The following is a 16,570-nucleotide window of genomic DNA, read 5'->3' as shown; positions in this document are numbered from 1 at the left end:
TATTATTACCCTTAACAACACCATTTTTTTATCCAAACTTAAAAATTTTCTTAGAAATAGAATAACCCATTTTAACGATACTATGCCCTGCTTTCGTTTTAAACTTCATGGTTGTACCTAAAATTCCCGAACTAACCTTCTTACAAAGTTCGCTATCCTTCTCCTCTAGATATTTCCATAAATCATCTCTTTTTTTGAGGCTCTCTTCAGATCCTTCTTTAATTAGATACACCGAAGATACTGTCATAATGATTCCTAAAAACTTAATCATATACCTTTGAAGTTTTTTATTCTCGATTGACATTACATCTGCGGAATCAATCATTATCTTATTTACTCTAAGCTGTTGGTCAATACGTTTTATCATATTAGCCTCGGTAACCGATTGATCATCTCTTCCTATAAAGTATCGATAAAGGTCAACATTCATATAATACATAGTATTTACATAACGAAGTGGTTGATAAACGAATATATTATCTACATAAAAAGTGTGTTTCGGTAACTCTAACTTGCACTCTCTAAGTAGTTCAGTTCGATAGATTACAGAATGCATTAACATGTATTTTCCTTGCTGAAACTGTCCAACATCATCCCAAGTAAACACTTTATGCTGAGGAAGCGCAGTAGTATAATCTATGACCTTTTGTTTATTTTCGTGAACCTTTTCGTAAACATAATTTGCAATAAACATGTCCACATATCGGCCCTCAGCCACCATTTCTTTTAAAACCTTCAATACCTTTAATAATGCTTCCTCTTCAAGCCAGTCGTCACTATCAACAACCTTATAATACATCCCAGTTGCATTTTTTAAACCGGTGTTTACAGCAGAACCGTGCCCTCCATTTTCTTGATTTACTGCTTTCACAATTGTAGGATAACGCTTTTCGTATTCACTTGCAATCTCAGCAGTCTCATCTTTGGAGCCATCATTTACAATAATGATTTCAACATCCTCACCACCAACTAATATAGACTCTATCGCCTTTCTCATGTATGCTGCTGAATTATAACACGGTATCGCCGCTGTTAAAAGTTTCATTACAATTCTCCTCCATTTTACTCAACATAAGTAATAAATATACTGTTTGCACTTTCAAAAGTTTCTTCCGCCTGTTTCAGAGTCCATCGTTTTTCTCCCCTTGTGGATGGGTCTAACACTGTGACAGAAGTGTTGTCATATCCTGTTATTACTACTGCTTCCTCTAAATTTTTAAAAGCAATGACAGGTCTTTGCTTTCCTACAAAATAAAGAGCTTCATCTAACGTAATACCACGTAGTTCTACTGGTGTTGCTTTCATCTGCGCCTTCAAATACTCAACGGCTGTCTGCTCATTTTTATTATAATTTGCAGTATTTACATCAACATTTTTATACTGAAGCAACATTTTCATACACGCCTGCAGACTGGTAAGGCCACTCTCTTTCGTAAATTGGGATACATTTGTTATCTGTGCCTTGCTTGGCTTCGCTCCTCTTTGCCAGATTACTTGCCCAAGATGGTTCATAACAATTCCCACCTGTTCATCTGCAACTTGTATGGCTTTTCCAGCATCACTGGTAAATTCAATGATTTTACCATAAGAGTACGCAATATAGTAAGAGCGATAATCTTCTGGACGACTGACACGAACTGTTGTATCCTCGGTGATAATGGTATTTACTGTTTTCTTTGTCTCTGGTAACTTTTCCATAACATAATCGCTACCAAGAGAAATATAATATTCCGTTAACATACTGTCTGTTACACGCTTTGTAACTGTAACGGTATTATTGGTGGTAGTAAGCTGATTTAAGATATAGTCTGGCTCGCTAGAACGATAACCAACTCCAACCGAATTATCTTTTTCTACTCTTGTAAGTTCCACCACATTATCGTGCGCATATGCATCGATAACATAGTAGCCCTCTTTCGTATACTGTTTTTTCACAGTTCCCATGCTATCTACGATTAAGACTTCATACATTGGCTCTAAAACCGTACCATCTTCATGTACTGTAATGTCTGAATTTTTAAATTTTCCGTAGATAATATTATTATCGATTAATCCTAATAACTTTAGATTCTCACCATTTCCGGTTGTTATTACATTGGATGCACCACTTTCAAGGTCTAAGATATGAATCTTATTTACTTCAGTACTCTTATCTTCCTGATAAACGATAAATTTATTTGTGTAAGAAAAATATAATTTCTTTTTTGGTACATTGGTAGCTATTGTTTTTAGTGTTTCTGTAGTCAAGTTATAAGAATAAATTGTATCAAAAATATGAAGATAAAATACATCAAAATCATTTCGATAACAAAGACTACCTATCTCTTCTTTTAGGATGTTATAAGTAGTATTAATCGGAATATATATCTGTTCTTCGATGCGCCCTACGGTCTTGTCGTAGGAATATAAGATAAGCCCAACTCTTCCTTCATATTCTCCTCGGTTCATGTAACCATACACTAGAAAATCTAGATTCCCATCATCGTCCATCCTTAAAATCTTGATATCATGTTGGTCAAATGTATCTCGAACAAAATCTGTCTGGTTCTGATAAAAAGAAAATACTTTTACCATGGTATTTTCCGCCAAACTATAAGACCATAGTTCACGTCCGCGAACAAAAGAGATAATGGAGTTATCCTTGTTTGCTATCACTTCGACCTCAGGATGATTGGTTATTCCTAATTTAAACTCACTCTTTGCAAGGCTTGTTCGATCTACGTCAAAGATAGCTTCCATTTCCCTGTCGTAATTGTATAAATACGTACGATTTGAGGTGTATTGGAAACGATAATTTTCTTCCACTGTATAATATTCCAACCCACTACCCGTCTTCACACTCACAATAAATCGAAGCATAACAGAAGCTGTATCTTTCGCTATCTCTGTAATCGTTGGCACTTGCATATGAACCAGCTCTGGATTTAAGTCACCATAAGTAACCATATCCAAACTACTGTTGATATTTACCTTTGCAAAGTTATTTTCCTCTAATCCACGCTTTGTTTCCAAATACTTACCGATATTGTCAGCATTATCTTTCTCAAAGGTAGAATTATGAAACTCTGACACAAACGAAAGTTTTTCCTTTAAATAAAAATTATCCATTACTTTGATTCTCGTGTAATAGTAAATACGCTTTGACTGATCCGTAATTAACGTGATTCGGAGAACATATTCTGTGTCTTTATTTAATGTTTCTTTAAACTTTATACGAGCAACTTTATAATCTTGCTCTTTATCAAATACCAAACAAGAGCCTTCTTCTAAAGTAGTTCCATCCTCCACAGAGATCACTTCATATTTCAATTTCTTTACTAAATTTTCTTTTTCAGTAATCAAAACAGCAAGTTCTTGTGAAGAAGAAATCGGTGTGATGGACTCTCGAACAGTTAATACATCAAGACCAGAACAATAGCCATGTAATAAATTTATCTCCTGTCCCTCCGTAAATAAAGTAACATACGGAAGTGTTGCATTTTCCATTTCCATTGTTTTGGTTTCCAAATGAAAAATCTGCTCCTCCATATTCATCCCAAAATAAGTAAGAGATCCTAGGAAAATCGCAAGCAAAATTAGTATACGATAGATTAATTTCATTTTCGATTATTTCCCCTCTATATCTTCTGTCCACTCTTTCGTGGAAGAAATTAATTGATATAATGTTAAGTTACAATTTAAATATTCAAAAGTACTCTTTAGTTGATTTAGGTTCTTTTGTATTTCTTTTGCAGGTGGCTGACTACCTTTTCTCACTGCTCGAATTAAGATATTTTTAGGAGTATGTTCCATATCAATAAATTCTAATATTTGTACCTTGTATCCAAGAGCCTCCATGAGATTAGCTCGTATTGCATCCGTCATTAAAGCTGCCATACGTTCTTTGATAAGACCATACTTTAGCACTGGCTGTAAATCATCACAGGATATCTGCTTATTTAATTCATGCTGGCAACATGGTACCGATAGTACAACTTTAGCCCCCCATAACGCAGCTTTATAAAGTGCAAAATCCGTTGCAGTATCACAGGCATGTAACGTAACAACCATTGTTACCTGATTGGTACCTTGATAGGATTTTATATCACCTTTTCTAAACTCAAGCTCCTGATAACCATAACGTTCTTTTAGTTCATTACATGTTTTTATGACATCTTCTTTTAAGTCTAGCCCTGTTATCTTAATACGATACCCTTTGATTTCTTTCAGGTAATAATACATAGCGAAGGTAAGATAGGATTTTCCACATCCAAAGTCTATCACCTTAATTTCTTCCTCCTTAGGAAGATTCGGAAGAATATCTTCAATAAATTCTAAATAGCGATTTATCTGCTTAAATTTATCATACTTACTTTTTATTACGTTACCATCAATACTCATAATCCCTAAGTCCACCATGAACGGGATAGCAACGCCTTCTTTTAATAGGTATTGTTTCTTACGGTTATGATCGATAAGCTCAAGGTTACCCTCTCCAAGTAATCCATCACTAGACTTCCAAAGTGGATCCTTAAGTATACGCTGTTTCGTTTTTACCGTAACTGTACCTTTCTTACTGATTAGTATATTTACTTGCTTTAATAAAGTTTTTATTTCCACTTGACGAAAAAGCCCAGAAAACCAATCTGGCAATTTTTCTAAAAGTTCTTCTTTTGCATAATTAGAATGTAAAACTTTAGTACCACAAAAACTACTTGCTTGAAAAAAAAGTTCTTTTTTCAAAAGCACGGGACGAATTTTTATTTTACTTATACTTTCTGTATCTGAAGAATTACTTATAATAATCTGCTCTAAATCTTTTGTTAATGCACTCTCAAATGCCTCATATATTTTTTGATCCATCTTAGGATACCATCCCATCTAATTCATCTATAACCGCATGTATGCGCTGCTCTTTGTCGTACTTGCTGACAATACGAATTTTTCACACTTAAAAACTTGCTTGCTAAGAATACTGAATGAAAAACCTTGATTTTTCATACTTCTATCTTATTGTACCCTTTTTTTGTGTAAACTGCAATAAGCCCTGGGGACAAACAGGTTACAAACATCTTAAGATTTGATTAAAAGATAAGAAAACTTCGGTATCGGTCTTGTAATCATTCGCATATATTATTTGTGAGTATATAAATATGAGGTTTTTATGTCTCCATTTGATGATCGAATTAGTCAGTCTTCCGTTGATTACAATCCTCCTTACTATACAAGCTACTCAAAAAACGGAAACAATTATATCATGCGTCAAAACAATACACCCCCACCGGTAAGAATTCCTTTTTACTCTATTCCACAACCATATAAAGTTCCATACAATACCGCGGTTGAAGTTGCAGAAAGCAAATTAGAGCAAGCTGAAACCTGTGAGGATTTATTGGAACAATATCAAAAGGATTTAGAAATGTTTAGATCATTCTATTCCTATCATCTCAAACGACTTAGAAACGAAATTCTAAAAGAAATCAATCGACTGGATCATGATGGCAGTTTCATCTATGATAAAATTCCTGACCGTACTACGATTCTAAAAATGGTTGATTCAATATACCAAAGAATCTTACCGCTAACGGATAATGAAGTAATAAATGAAAATGAATCAACGGAAGATATTATGGCCTTCCCAGAAAAACTTCCAAGTGCGTTCTCTGGTGTTTGGCTAAAACATGTAATTGAGATACTTGTTTGTCAGGAATTGATTGAACGTAGAAGGAATTTTATAAACAAAAACACGAAAAGATAGATAGGAAACAGGATAGGAAAAGTGTATAGAATGTCTGAACAGTAAAAAAGAGGCTTCCGTATAACAGAAGCCTCTTTTTTACTCTCTTACCTACCCGAATCCACCTCTAGAAAATGAACCCGCAGCGCTGATAAATAAGAGATCGTGTGACTGGGCGTCACGAATTCTCTATAATAAGTGTGTACTTATAGCTTTGTAATCGTTAAGCAGTAATCGGAAGGTAGAATTCTATGTAGGACTCTTCATTGTCACAATTTGCGATGACATCGCCACCATGACGTAGTAGGGTAATTTTCATAAACGAAAATCCAACGCCTGTATTATCTTCTCCAGTACTATAATAAGGTTCAAAAATATTTTGGATATCTTCCTCGTGGATAAACTCGCCACTGTCACTCACTTTCACATGAACGCATTTACCTTTTTTGCTCTTTTCTGAACTAATTGTTAACGACACCTTAATTTGATTTCCAGGTTTAAAACCATTTAACGCTTCCTGCAACAATTTTCTCATCACCTGTCTCATTCGTAACTCATCAAAACAGCATTCGCTTGCATAACATTCTGACTTTTTGTCATAGCTAACCGATAACAAGACACCTTGTTTTTCATATTCCATATTTACTTCTTGTACGACAGACTGAATTAATTCCAGTAAATTACCTTTCTTTAATTCTTCCTCCATACAATCGTATAAACGCTCGAATTCTGTTAAGCGATCACAAACTACCATCATGTCCTGCTTTATATACTGCATATAATTGCTATCTGATGTTTCAGGATAATCATCTTCCAGCAACTGCAGTGAACTTCGAATGCAAGCAAGCCAGTTACGAAGCTCATGAATTGTTCTTGTCGCAATAAATCGATGCTCATCACGAAATCGACGAAAAACATACTCTGCCGTCGAGTTGTCTTTTGTCACCTCGTTTAAAAGCTCATAATCCTTCATTGTTAACATATTAATGCCCCCTTTCAACAAATATTTTAGCAAATATTGTAATATTAAACAACAACAACACGTTGACATGCAACGACAAAATATAACAACTTTAAATACGACATTTTCAGCCATTTAGAGGATATTCTCCCTTGCTAAAATTTAAAAATGTATTATAATAAATGAAACAATTTAAACTGAATGGAGGGTTTTTATGAGTGATAATTCCTGCATCTTTTGTAAACTAGCTTCTGGAGAATTTTCATCTGCAACTGTATATGAGGACGACCTTTTCCGTGCGATTTTAGATATTTCTCCAGCAACGAAAGGCCATACACTACTACTACCAAAAAAGCACGCTGTAAATTTATTCGAACTTGAAGAACCTGAGGTTTCTAAAGCACTTTCCGTTGCAAAAAAACTGTCCGTTGCAATACAAAAAACACTACAATGTGATGGTATTAACATTCTTCAAAACAATGGACCAGCAGCTGGTCAATCTGTATTTCATTTTCATATGCACCTAATTCCACGCTATGAGAATGATCGCGTTACAATCCCTTGGGAAACACTTTCTTATTCTGATGGTGAAGCTGCCAAACTAGCAAATAAAATTCATCAAAACTTATAACTGTACATTATCTCTTCCTATCTTCTGTCGAATAATGTCTATGAAAAATACCAATAAGAATAAGAAAAATCCTAGTAAAATTTTTTTAAAGTAGTTGTCGATTCTATATATAAAAAAAAGCAGAAATCAAATGATGTATATTTAAACAAAATACATCATTTGATTTCTGCTTTTTCTACTTTTAATTTCTATCTATTTTATCCGGACTTCTTCAATTAATTCTATTATTTTATCTACAGCATCGTTTTGTTTACTATTCTTCATAGCTTCAATATAGCTTTTCTGATTATCAAAAACATGATTTACAGCTTGTAATAGAGTTTCATTCGATAAATCCTCTTCTTTAATTACATAACTGTATCCTTGATGCTCAAATGACTCTGCATTGAGTATCTGATCTCCTCGGCTCGCTGCTGCGGATAGTGGAATTAATATATTAGGTTTTCGAAGTGCTAATAATTCACAGATGGCATTCGCACCAGCTCTTGAAATCACAATATCAGCTGCTGCAAATAAGTGATTCAACTCCGCTCCAATGTACTCGAACTGAACATATCCTTTCTGTTTCATAAACGAAGGATCCACTTTCCCTTTTCCACATAAATGAATCACCTGAAAATGCTTTAATAAGGTAGGCAGCAAGTTACGTACTGCTTCATTTACCTTAAGTGCGCCAGTACTTCCACCGATTATTAACAGAACCGGAATATTTGCGGTAAAGCCACAATAATCTAGTCCTTTAATCTTGTTTCCTGAAAATAACTCCTTCCTTATAGGAGTACCAGTTAATACTGCTTTTTCCTTAGGAAGATAGTTTATAGTTTCCGGAAAGTTTGCACATACTTTCGCAGCAGATGGAATACATAATCGGTTGGCAAGTCCCGGTGTCATATCCGATTCATGTATTATGGCTGGTATCTTTCTTTTTTTAGCAGCGAGTACTACCGGTACTGACACAAAACCACCCTTAGAAAATACAACATTCGGATCTAAATTCTTTAGTAACTTTTTCGCCTCACGATAACCCTTTAATACCTTGAATGGATCAGAAAAATTCTTAATATCTAGGTATCTTCGTAATTTACCGGAAGAGATTCCATAATAAGGGATACCAAGTTTTTCAATCAAATCTCTTTCAATGCCTTCGTAAGAACCAATATAATGTATCTCATATCCCTGTTCTTTTAACCCTGCTATCAAAGCGATATTCGGTGTTACGTGACCGGCTGTTCCACCACCGGTTAAAACAATTCGTTTCATAGATTGCCTCCCATGCTATAGCTCCTAGCTTAATTGCTTAAGAGCTTTCGCTAATTGATCCGGACAAGAGGTTGCTTTGAATCCACATTTTAATCCCTGTAATTTCTCGATAACCTCATCGACCGGCATTCCTTCTACAAGTTTAGAAATTCCTTGAAGATTTCCATTGCAGCCTCCGGTAAACTTTACTTCAGTAACAATCTGCTTTCCCTCTTTTTCTTCTACCTCAAAATTAATTTCGTTGGCACAAACTCCACTAGTTTTAAATTTCATCTCATCCTCGATTCCGGCACATTTGCACCTTTTCATATGTTATCCTAACTCCCATTGCATAATTTTATATCAGTTTGATTGAATTTGCAATTAAAAATCTTTAGTAAGCGACCATTGATTGATTTTACTAGGTAAGTTCTTGTAGAATCAGGAAATAATCTGTTATAATAAAACAATAAATGATAATAATTTAGGATAATAAGCTAGAAAAACCATTAGCTTAAAGTTTATGCCATGAAAATTAGGAATGATTTTACTATCGTAAAGGGCACAAAAGAATGGAGGATATTATGATTGGAATTATAGGTGCAATGGATGAGGAAGTAACTCAATTAAAAAATAAAATGAAGCAAGTAACAATTACAAAGAAAGCTGGAATGGATTTTTATAGCGGAAACTTCGGGGATATTGCCGTTGTTATCGTTCGCTCTGGGATTGGCAAGGTGAACGCTTCGATTTGTACACAAGTTCTTGTAGATGAATTTCATGCTTCTGCTATTATCAATACCGGTATTGCCGGTTCTTTAAATAATGACATCAATATCGGTGACATTGTACTATCGACCGACGCACTTCAACATGATGTGGATGCTGTAGCTTTTGGCTATAATCTCGGTGTAATCCCTCGTATGGAGACATCAATATTTAAAGCAGATGAAAAACTATTAACGAAAGCAGAGAGTTTATGTAAAAAAGTAAATCCAGATATCTCAGTATTTACAGGCCGCGTAGTAACAGGCGATCAATTTATTGCAAATAAAGTAGAAAAAGATAGACTAGTTACTAATTTTTCTGGACTTTGTACCGAGATGGAAGGTGCTGCAATCGCTCAGGCTGCGTATTTAAACCAGGTACCATTCTTAATTATTCGTGCTATCTCAGATAAGGCAGATAATAGTGCAACCGTCGATTATCCAACCTTTGAAGCTAAGGCAATTGAACATACTGTAAATCTAGTAACCGCTTTAATTCCAGAGATTTAAGCCTCTTACATTTAAGATTTATATTAAAATGAAATTTCTATTCACCTTATGTGTATAAATGTACGCAGTAAGTGCAGAAAATATGATAGGAAGGAAAAGCATATGGAGGGAAAGGAACGTAGAGATAAACTACTTATGATACTTAACGAGGCGAATGTACCTATCCAAGGAAGCGAGCTTGCGAAGCAACTTGGAGTGACTAGACAAGTGATAGTTAAGGATATCGCTTTGTTACGAGCAATCAATAAAAATATCCTTTCTACTACGAAAGGTTATATCCTTTATTGTCAAGAACCGAAGAAAGTAAATCGTTGCTTTTATGTGAAACATTCAACAGCGCAAATCGAAGATGAGCTAAGTTCCATCGTAGACCTTGGAGGAAAAATTCTTGATGTAATTGTTAGCCATGCTATTTATGGAACAATTGAAGCAGATTTAATCATTAGTAACAAACAGGACGTGATTGATTTTGTTACTAAGGTTAATCAAAAGCAGACAGTTCCTTTAAAAGAGCTAACAGGAGGTAATCACTATCATACTGTTGAAGCTGATAATGAGAATATTTTAGACCGTATTGAGACAGTATTGAAAGAAAAAGGGTATCTTATTGATTAAAACTACATGATTGACATTCTTTTCAGTCTATGATATATTTCTGTCTAGACAGCTGTATATACACCTGTATATACAGCTTTTTTATACGATAGAATAACTATGAAACATTTGGCTGTTGTTTCAAACATTGGGAGGAGAACTATGTCTAACATTAGAAAAATTCTAAATCGAATCTTTATCGACGGGTTAAGCGGAATGGCACTTGGCCTATTTTCCACCTTGATTGTCGGTACCATCTTGCAACAGATTTCAAAATTCATTGGCGGTACGGTTGGAGATACGCTATTTTTAATAAGTAAAATAGCTACTATTTTAACAGGCGCTGGTATTGGCTGTGGTGTAGCATATAAGTTTAAAGAATCACCATTGGTTTTATTATCCGCTGCCACCGCTGGAATGGTTGGTGCCTATGCGTCAAATATCTTAAAGGGTACCCTTCTAATGTCTGATAGCGCGATACCAACGATAGCATTTGCAACTCCTGGAGAGCCATTAGGTGCGTTTATCGCTGCTTATATAGCAATTACAATTGGTCATCTGGTATCTGGTAAAACCAAAGTAGATATCCTTGTAACACCAATTGCCTCGATTGCTTCCGGTTCCATTGCAGGCTTATTAGTTGGCCCAGGCATCTCTAATTTTATAACAGCCTTAGGTGAGCTTATCAATTGGGGTACGGAAAGGCAACCTATTCTAATGGGTATTATCGTATCTGTTATCATGGGTATTGTACTAACCCTCCCAATTAGTTCTGCTGCCCTAGGAATTTCTTTAAAATTAGGTGGAATTGCAGCGGGTGCTGCCTGCATCGGATGTTGTGCAAATATGGTCGGCTTTGCTGTTGCAAGTTACCGCGAAAATAAAATAGGTGGTTTGTTTGCACAAGGTGTAGGAACAAGTATGCTTCAGATGCCAAACATCGTTAAGAAACCTATCATCTGGATGCCTGCAATAATCTCTAGTGCTATTTTAGGCCCGATTTCTGCACTCATCGGCATGACCAATAACCCTACAGGATCTGGTATGGGTACTTCTGGTTTAGTAGGGCAGTTTATGGCCTTTGATTCCATGGTTCCTACGTTTGGTACTGCTGGCTCTATTGGTTTAATTCTACTAATGCATTTTATCTTGCCTGCTGCTATCTCTATTATCGTATCGGAATTTATGCGAAAGAAAAACTGGATTAAGTTTGGAGATATGAAGCTAGATGCCTAATATAATTTATTCATAATATGTAATAATATTTTGATACGACATCGTTTTATACAAACAATAAGCGGCGCACTTTTGAAAGTTTTCCTTGCCATGAATAAAAGCACCAAACAGATTCTCGTTGATATGCTCCCTGTCAAGTACCACAAGGGGAGCATATCATATCACGTTCTGTTTGGTGCTTTTATTATTATAAATCACACTTCCATTCTCTAATACTTTCTCCATCCAAAGATTTTATCAAAAACGTACCATTTTCGTAAACCATATAGCTATTCTTATTACCTTCCTTTGGAATTGAAACAGATCCAGGGTTTAGATACATACCTTTCTCCATCTTACGGATTGCTTGAATATGAGTGTGTCCATGAATTAGTATATCTTTATCACTAATTGGAGGAAGTTTCTCTTCATGAAATAGATGCCCATGAGTAGCAAAGATGGTAATTCCATCTACATAAAGTAACAAAGAGTCAGACATTACTGAGAACTCCAATACCATCTGATCCACTTCTGCCTCACAGTTACCTCTGACACATAAGATTTCATTTTTCTTTTCATTTAACATACGAATGACTTCCTTGGGATTATAATCCTTTGGTAAATCATTTCTTGGGCCATGATATAGAAGATCACCAAGTAATATTAATTTCTCCGGTTGTTCCTTATCATAACAATTCATTAATTTTTCACAATAATATGCAGAACCGTGTATATCGGATGCAAACATAAGTTTCATAAGGTGTCCTCCTTAATGTTCTTCTTACTATATATGTTGAACTTTACTATAGAAAACTTAGTTCATCTTTTATATCTTATAAAAGCAGCTAACATAATGCAAGCAATTTTCAAAGAAAAGGACAATCTAATTTTTGCTAGCGTTGACTGGCATAAAATCTTGTGCTAGAATTCAAATATATTACGGCATCTATTTGATGCCATTTGCAACTAAAATAAAGTAACTATAAAACAAAAAGAAAGGATGGCCCTAGGTAATATTTTTAAGGGCAAAACTACTATGAATGTAATAATTACGTTACTTATAATCCTTATTGTTTTTATGCTCCTTGTTATCTTCTTAATTGCTCCAGGTAAATATCAAAAATCTATGGTAGCACCATTGGAATATAAAAATTATGCTCATCGTGGTCTTCATAACAAATCGAAAACAATTCCAGAGAACTCTATGGCTGCTTTTCGTAAAGCTGTAGAACATGGATATGGAATTGAACTAGATATCCAATTTACAAAAGACAAAAAAATTGTAGTTTTTCATGATGATACCTTAAATCGTGTCTGTGGCATTGATAATCGTTTGGATTTTTATACCTATAAAGAATTGAAGCAATTTACACTTTGTAATACAAACGAACATATTCCACTTTTTACTGATGTTCTTAAATTAGTAAATGGGAAAGTGCCTTTAATCGTTGAACTAAAAAATGGTCCAAAAAACAGCTTACTCTGCGAAAAAGCTTATGAAATTCTAAAAAACTACCAAGGAGATTTCTGTGTAGAAAGTTTTCAACCTTTGATAGTAGCTTGGTTTAAAAAGAACGCTCCAGAAATATTACGTGGACAGTTAAGCGCCGGCCCGGATGAATTTAAAAAACAGCTTACAAAGTTTCAAGCTTATGCCATAAGCCGTGTTTTAACAAACTTTGTTGCAAGACCACACTTTATTGCATACCATAAGAAAAAAAACGCTTGGTTAGTAAAATTGTCTGAGTTTCTGGGTGCCATTCCTGCTGTTTGGACAATTCGGAAGAATGATGATTCAGCTTATTATGAGAAAACGAATAAAATGGTCATTTTTGAATACTATTTTCCGGAAGTTAATTATAAAAAATAATGAATAGAAGTAATTTCGAATTACAAAAATAATAAAAGAAGTAATTTCGGATTACAAAAATAATAAAAGATATAAATAGAAATAATAAAAGCAGAAATAAAACATGAAGTCAATTTGAATTTCAAAAAGACTTCATGTTTTATTTTTAATAGTCCTGACAAGGAATAGTTCACAGAACGAGCTTTTTCTTTATGACAATTCTTCTTGTAAGGGAACGGGTTTTCTTAATTATAGTTGTTCTTGTAAGAAAACATAAACAACTCTATTGTATATCCAAATAAGTAATATCTTTACCAGTCTCCACTAATAATAGGGGTTGCAAGATAGATTTTTGTTGTATCATTCTCTTCGTCATAATTCATAGCAACTTGAATATTAATTTTGTTTCCATCTACTTTAATATACTCATCTAATAGTCCAGTATAAGCATAGATGGTATACAAATCATTCTGACGATTTTCGTATACAATTGTACCATTTAAATTATCTATCATACGATCTGCTATTTTGTCTTTTGTCTCCAGGAATAGATTCCCTGCAAATGCTCCACTAAACTGTAAGGTAGTATTAATATTTGTTGTAGCTACTTTTAGCTGCTCAAACAGTGACTTAATAATCTTTTGATACTCTAAAATATCATTATTTGTATCCTCATAGATTGTTAAACGTACCATTACATACTGAGTAACTCCAGAAGCTTTCTCTAAATTTTGTGCAAATGCATCAATAGAGCTGTTACCATTCACCGTAACAACTTTAATCGTCGTCTTTGCTCTTTTTGCTTCTCTTATAAAAACTGTTTCTTTTCTTTCTGACGTCTCATAATTTTCTATCTTCTGATCGAATCGTATTCCTAACCCATTCGAGAGATAAGAAATTAGCGATAGCTTTTCTTCCTGTGTTAAGTACTGATTCCCATAATTTGCAGTTACCTCTAATGTACTTTCCATTAATCCGGAATTCGTATTCATAAAAGCTCCGATAATATCTCCATCTTTCATAAATACTTTATTTACAACGATTTGTGCCCCGACTGCAACCCACAATAGCATAACTATGGCAACTAAAAAACGCATCCTTTTATTGCTTAGAACTTCTCGAATCGGTATGTGTCTACGTTTCCGATCATAACTAAACTGAAAATCACGCATAATAAAACCTCCATTCCTTTCTTTTGATTATTGCCAGGAAATGGAGGTTTATTCTATTTCTGATACTTTTCTACAACTTCAATACGTAATGCGGATCTGCGAAGTGCCATTTCAGCTCTTGCCTCATTGATATTACCTTCTGTACCCTTTAAACGTCTTTCCGCTCGTAATTTTGCTTCTTTCGCACGATTTAAGTCAATTTCATCCGGCCACTCACACGATTCAGCAAGTATCGTTACTCTATCACCAAGAATTTCAATAAAACCCTCATGAAGAGCTGCGATACGTTCTTCACTTCCATTTTTAATTCGAAGAATTCCTGGAGTTAAGATTGCAGTTAGAGGAATATGGTTCTTTAAGATACCCATTTCACCTTCTGTCGTCTTTACTTCAATCATATCAGTCTCTCCGTCAAAGAAGATGCGATCAGGAGAGATTACCTGTAACTTAAAATCTTTACTGTTATCTGCCATCTTCCTCTCCTACTTGTTTGCTTTCACTCTTGCAAGTACATCATCAATATTACCAGCATTTAAGAAGTAGCTTTCCGGAATATCATCATGCTTCCCTTCAAGAATTTCCTTGAACCCTTGAATCGTCTCAGCAACAGGAACATAACGGCCAGGAAGACCTGTAAACTGCTCTGCAACGTGGAATGGCTGCGATAAGAATCTTTGAACTTTTCTTGCTCTCGCAACTAAAAGTTTCTCATCCTCTGATAACTCATCCATTCCAAGAATAGCGATGATATCCTGAAGTTCCTTATATCTTTGAAGAATCTCTTGCACATCACGCGATACCTTGTAATGCTCTTCCCCTACAATACGTGGGTCAAGCATTCTCGAGGTAGACTCTAATGGGTCAACCGCAGGATAGATACCTAACTCAACGATAGAACGAGAAAGTACAGTAGTTGCATCAAGGTGGGCAAACGTTGTTGCCGGAGCAGGGTCAGTTAAATCGTCCGCAGGAACGTATACAGCCTGAACGGATGTGATAGAACCGTTTTTAGTCGATGTGATACGCTCTTGAAGAGCTCCCATCTCTGTCTGTAAGGTAGGCTGATAACCCACGGCACTTGGCATACGGCCAAGTAGCGCAGAAACTTCAGAACCTGCCTGTGTAAAACGGAAAATGTTATCAATAAAGAGTAGTACGTCTTTTCCAGACTTATCACGGAAATATTCTGCCATCGTAAGACCAGTGAGGCCTACTCTCATTCTCGCTCCTGGTGGCTCGTTCATCTGGCCAAACACCATGGTAGTCTTATTGATAACACCAGAATCTATCATTTCGTAGTAAAGGTCATTACCCTCTCTTGTTCTTTCACCTACACCGGTAAATACAGAGTATCCACCATGCTCAGTTGCAATGTTTGTGATAAGTTCCTGTATTAATACGGTTTTACCTACCCCAGCACCACCAAATAATCCAGTCTTACCACCTTTTTGATATGGACATAACAAGTCAACTACTTTGATACCAGTCTCTAAGATTTCAGTCAAAGTAGACTGTTCCTCAAAGGCAGGTGCCTTTCTGTGAATTGGAAAATATTCTACGTCTTTTGGTTGCTCCTTCTCATCGATTGGATTACCAAGAACGTTAAACATACGACCTAGTGTATTTTCACCAACTGGTACGCTGATAGGAGCACCTGTTCCCTCCGCTTCCATACCACGCACTAATCCATCGGTAGGTCCCATAGCGATGCAACGAATGGTATCATCACCTAGGTGCTGCGCTACTTCAACTACCAGAGTATCTCCATCGTTCTTCTTTATCTTAACCGCATCGTATATCTCTGGAAGTTTGCCTTCCTCGAACTTGATATCAAGTACGGCACCGATGATTTGAGTGATCTTACCTAAGCCCGATTTCAACTTATTATTACTATCTGCCAATTATTTGTCACTCCT

General features: G+C 35.4%; 16 protein-coding genes. 6 read left to right on the top strand and 10 right to left on the bottom strand.

Going from position 1 to position 16,570, the window contains the following annotated elements:
- Nucleotides 1-28: 28 nt before the first annotated feature.
- From RTP52_RS03445 to RTP52_RS03435, 3 genes are read right to left on the bottom strand one after another with little or no spacing between them, the layout of a single operon-like run.
- The gene (locus RTP52_RS03445) at nt 29-1,045 is read right to left on the bottom strand and encodes a glycosyltransferase family 2 protein (protein ID WP_312369250.1); all 1,017 of its coding nucleotides are present in this window, start codon (nt 1,043-1,045) and stop codon (nt 29-31) included.
- Nucleotides 1,046-1,062: 17 nt separating this feature from the next.
- Nucleotides 1,063-3,600: a cysteine peptidase family C39 domain-containing protein gene (locus RTP52_RS03440; protein WP_312104201.1), complete on the bottom strand. Its 2,538-nt coding sequence runs from the start codon at nt 3,598-3,600 to the stop codon at nt 1,063-1,065.
- Nucleotides 3,601-3,606: 6 nt separating this feature from the next.
- A complete protein-coding gene (locus RTP52_RS03435) occupies nt 3,607-4,842 on the bottom strand; it encodes a class I SAM-dependent methyltransferase (protein WP_312369248.1) in 1,236 nt (411 codons plus the stop codon).
- 301 nt (nt 4,843-5,143) lie between these two features.
- Between RTP52_RS03435 and RTP52_RS03430 the strand changes: the two genes are divergently transcribed.
- Entirely contained in the window at nt 5,144-5,737 is a 594-nt protein-coding gene (locus RTP52_RS03430; RefSeq protein ID WP_312369246.1) for a hypothetical protein, read from the top strand.
- Between the two features lie 202 nt (nt 5,738-5,939).
- Here the strand turns inward: RTP52_RS03430 and RTP52_RS03425 are convergent, their stop codons facing one another.
- Nucleotides 5,940-6,698 (bottom strand): sensor histidine kinase, encoded by a 759-nt coding sequence (locus RTP52_RS03425; RefSeq protein WP_312369245.1) that lies wholly within the window; start codon nt 6,696-6,698, stop codon nt 5,940-5,942.
- 193 nt (nt 6,699-6,891) lie between these two features.
- On the opposite strand from RTP52_RS03425, the gene RTP52_RS03420 reads away from it, so the two are divergent.
- Complete coding sequence (locus tag RTP52_RS03420; protein ID WP_312369243.1) at nt 6,892-7,308, top strand: HIT family protein; 417 nt, start codon at nt 6,892-6,894, stop codon at nt 7,306-7,308.
- A gap of 192 nt (nt 7,309-7,500) precedes the next feature.
- On the opposite strand, the gene RTP52_RS03415 is transcribed toward RTP52_RS03420, so the two are convergent.
- Nucleotides 7,501-8,568 carry an undecaprenyldiphospho-muramoylpentapeptide beta-N-acetylglucosaminyltransferase gene (locus RTP52_RS03415; RefSeq protein ID WP_312369241.1) on the bottom strand — a complete coding sequence of 356 codons (1,068 nt, stop codon included), beginning with the start codon at nt 8,566-8,568 and terminating at the stop codon, nt 7,501-7,503.
- A 24-nt stretch (nt 8,569-8,592) separates the two neighbouring features.
- Entirely contained in the window at nt 8,593-8,841 is a 249-nt protein-coding gene (locus RTP52_RS03410; protein WP_312104228.1) for a TIGR03905 family TSCPD domain-containing protein, read from the bottom strand.
- 290 nt (nt 8,842-9,131) lie between these two features.
- Here RTP52_RS03410 and RTP52_RS03405 point away from each other — a divergent pair, with 290 nt between their 5' ends.
- The 3 genes from RTP52_RS03405 (at nt 9,132) to RTP52_RS03395 (ending at nt 11,654) form a co-directional block, all read left to right on the top strand.
- Nucleotides 9,132-9,824, top strand: a complete 693-nt coding sequence (locus RTP52_RS03405) for a 5'-methylthioadenosine/adenosylhomocysteine nucleosidase (RefSeq protein WP_312369239.1) — start codon at nt 9,132-9,134, stop codon at nt 9,822-9,824.
- A 102-nt stretch (nt 9,825-9,926) separates the two neighbouring features.
- On the top strand, nt 9,927-10,439 hold the full coding sequence (locus RTP52_RS03400; RefSeq protein ID WP_312104217.1) for a transcription repressor NadR: 513 nt from the start codon (nt 9,927-9,929) through the stop codon (nt 10,437-10,439).
- Between the two features lie 141 nt (nt 10,440-10,580).
- The gene (locus tag RTP52_RS03395) at nt 10,581-11,654 is read left to right on the top strand and encodes a PTS transporter subunit IIC (RefSeq protein ID WP_312104220.1); all 1,074 of its coding nucleotides are present in this window, start codon (nt 10,581-10,583) and stop codon (nt 11,652-11,654) included.
- Nucleotides 11,655-11,841: 187 nt separating this feature from the next.
- Here RTP52_RS03395 and yfcE read toward each other — a convergent pair whose 3' ends face one another.
- Entirely contained in the window at nt 11,842-12,390 is a 549-nt protein-coding gene (gene yfcE, locus RTP52_RS03390; protein WP_312369237.1) for a phosphodiesterase, read from the bottom strand.
- Nucleotides 12,391-12,669: 279 nt separating this feature from the next.
- On the opposite strand from yfcE, the gene RTP52_RS03385 reads away from it, so the two are divergent.
- Nucleotides 12,670-13,503 (top strand): glycerophosphodiester phosphodiesterase family protein, encoded by an 834-nt coding sequence (locus tag RTP52_RS03385; protein WP_312369235.1) that lies wholly within the window; start codon nt 12,670-12,672, stop codon nt 13,501-13,503.
- A gap of 290 nt (nt 13,504-13,793) precedes the next feature.
- Here RTP52_RS03385 and RTP52_RS03380 read toward each other — a convergent pair whose 3' ends face one another.
- The 3 genes from RTP52_RS03380 to atpD are packed head-to-tail and all read right to left on the bottom strand — an operon-like array spanning nt 13,794 to nt 16,555.
- Complete coding sequence (locus RTP52_RS03380; protein ID WP_312101016.1) at nt 13,794-14,654, bottom strand: YwmB family TATA-box binding protein; 861 nt, start codon at nt 14,652-14,654, stop codon at nt 13,794-13,796.
- Between the two features lie 53 nt (nt 14,655-14,707).
- A complete protein-coding gene (gene atpC / locus RTP52_RS03375; RefSeq protein ID WP_312101014.1) occupies nt 14,708-15,127 on the bottom strand; it encodes an ATP synthase F1 subunit epsilon in 420 nt (139 codons plus the stop codon).
- Nucleotides 15,128-15,136: 9 nt separating this feature from the next.
- Nucleotides 15,137-16,555, bottom strand: coding sequence for a F0F1 ATP synthase subunit beta (gene atpD / locus RTP52_RS03370; RefSeq protein WP_312101012.1), 1,419 nt, complete (start codon nt 16,553-16,555; stop codon nt 15,137-15,139).
- Nucleotides 16,556-16,570: the final 15 nt, after the last annotated feature.

Source organism: Lachnoclostridium sp. (assembly GCF_031997925.1).
In the GTDB taxonomy this organism is placed as follows: Bacteria; Bacillota; Clostridia; order Lachnospirales; family Lachnospiraceae; genus Lachnoclostridium.
Note: the sequence above shows the minus strand (reverse complement) of the source record. Positions and strands in the feature narration are given on the sequence as shown.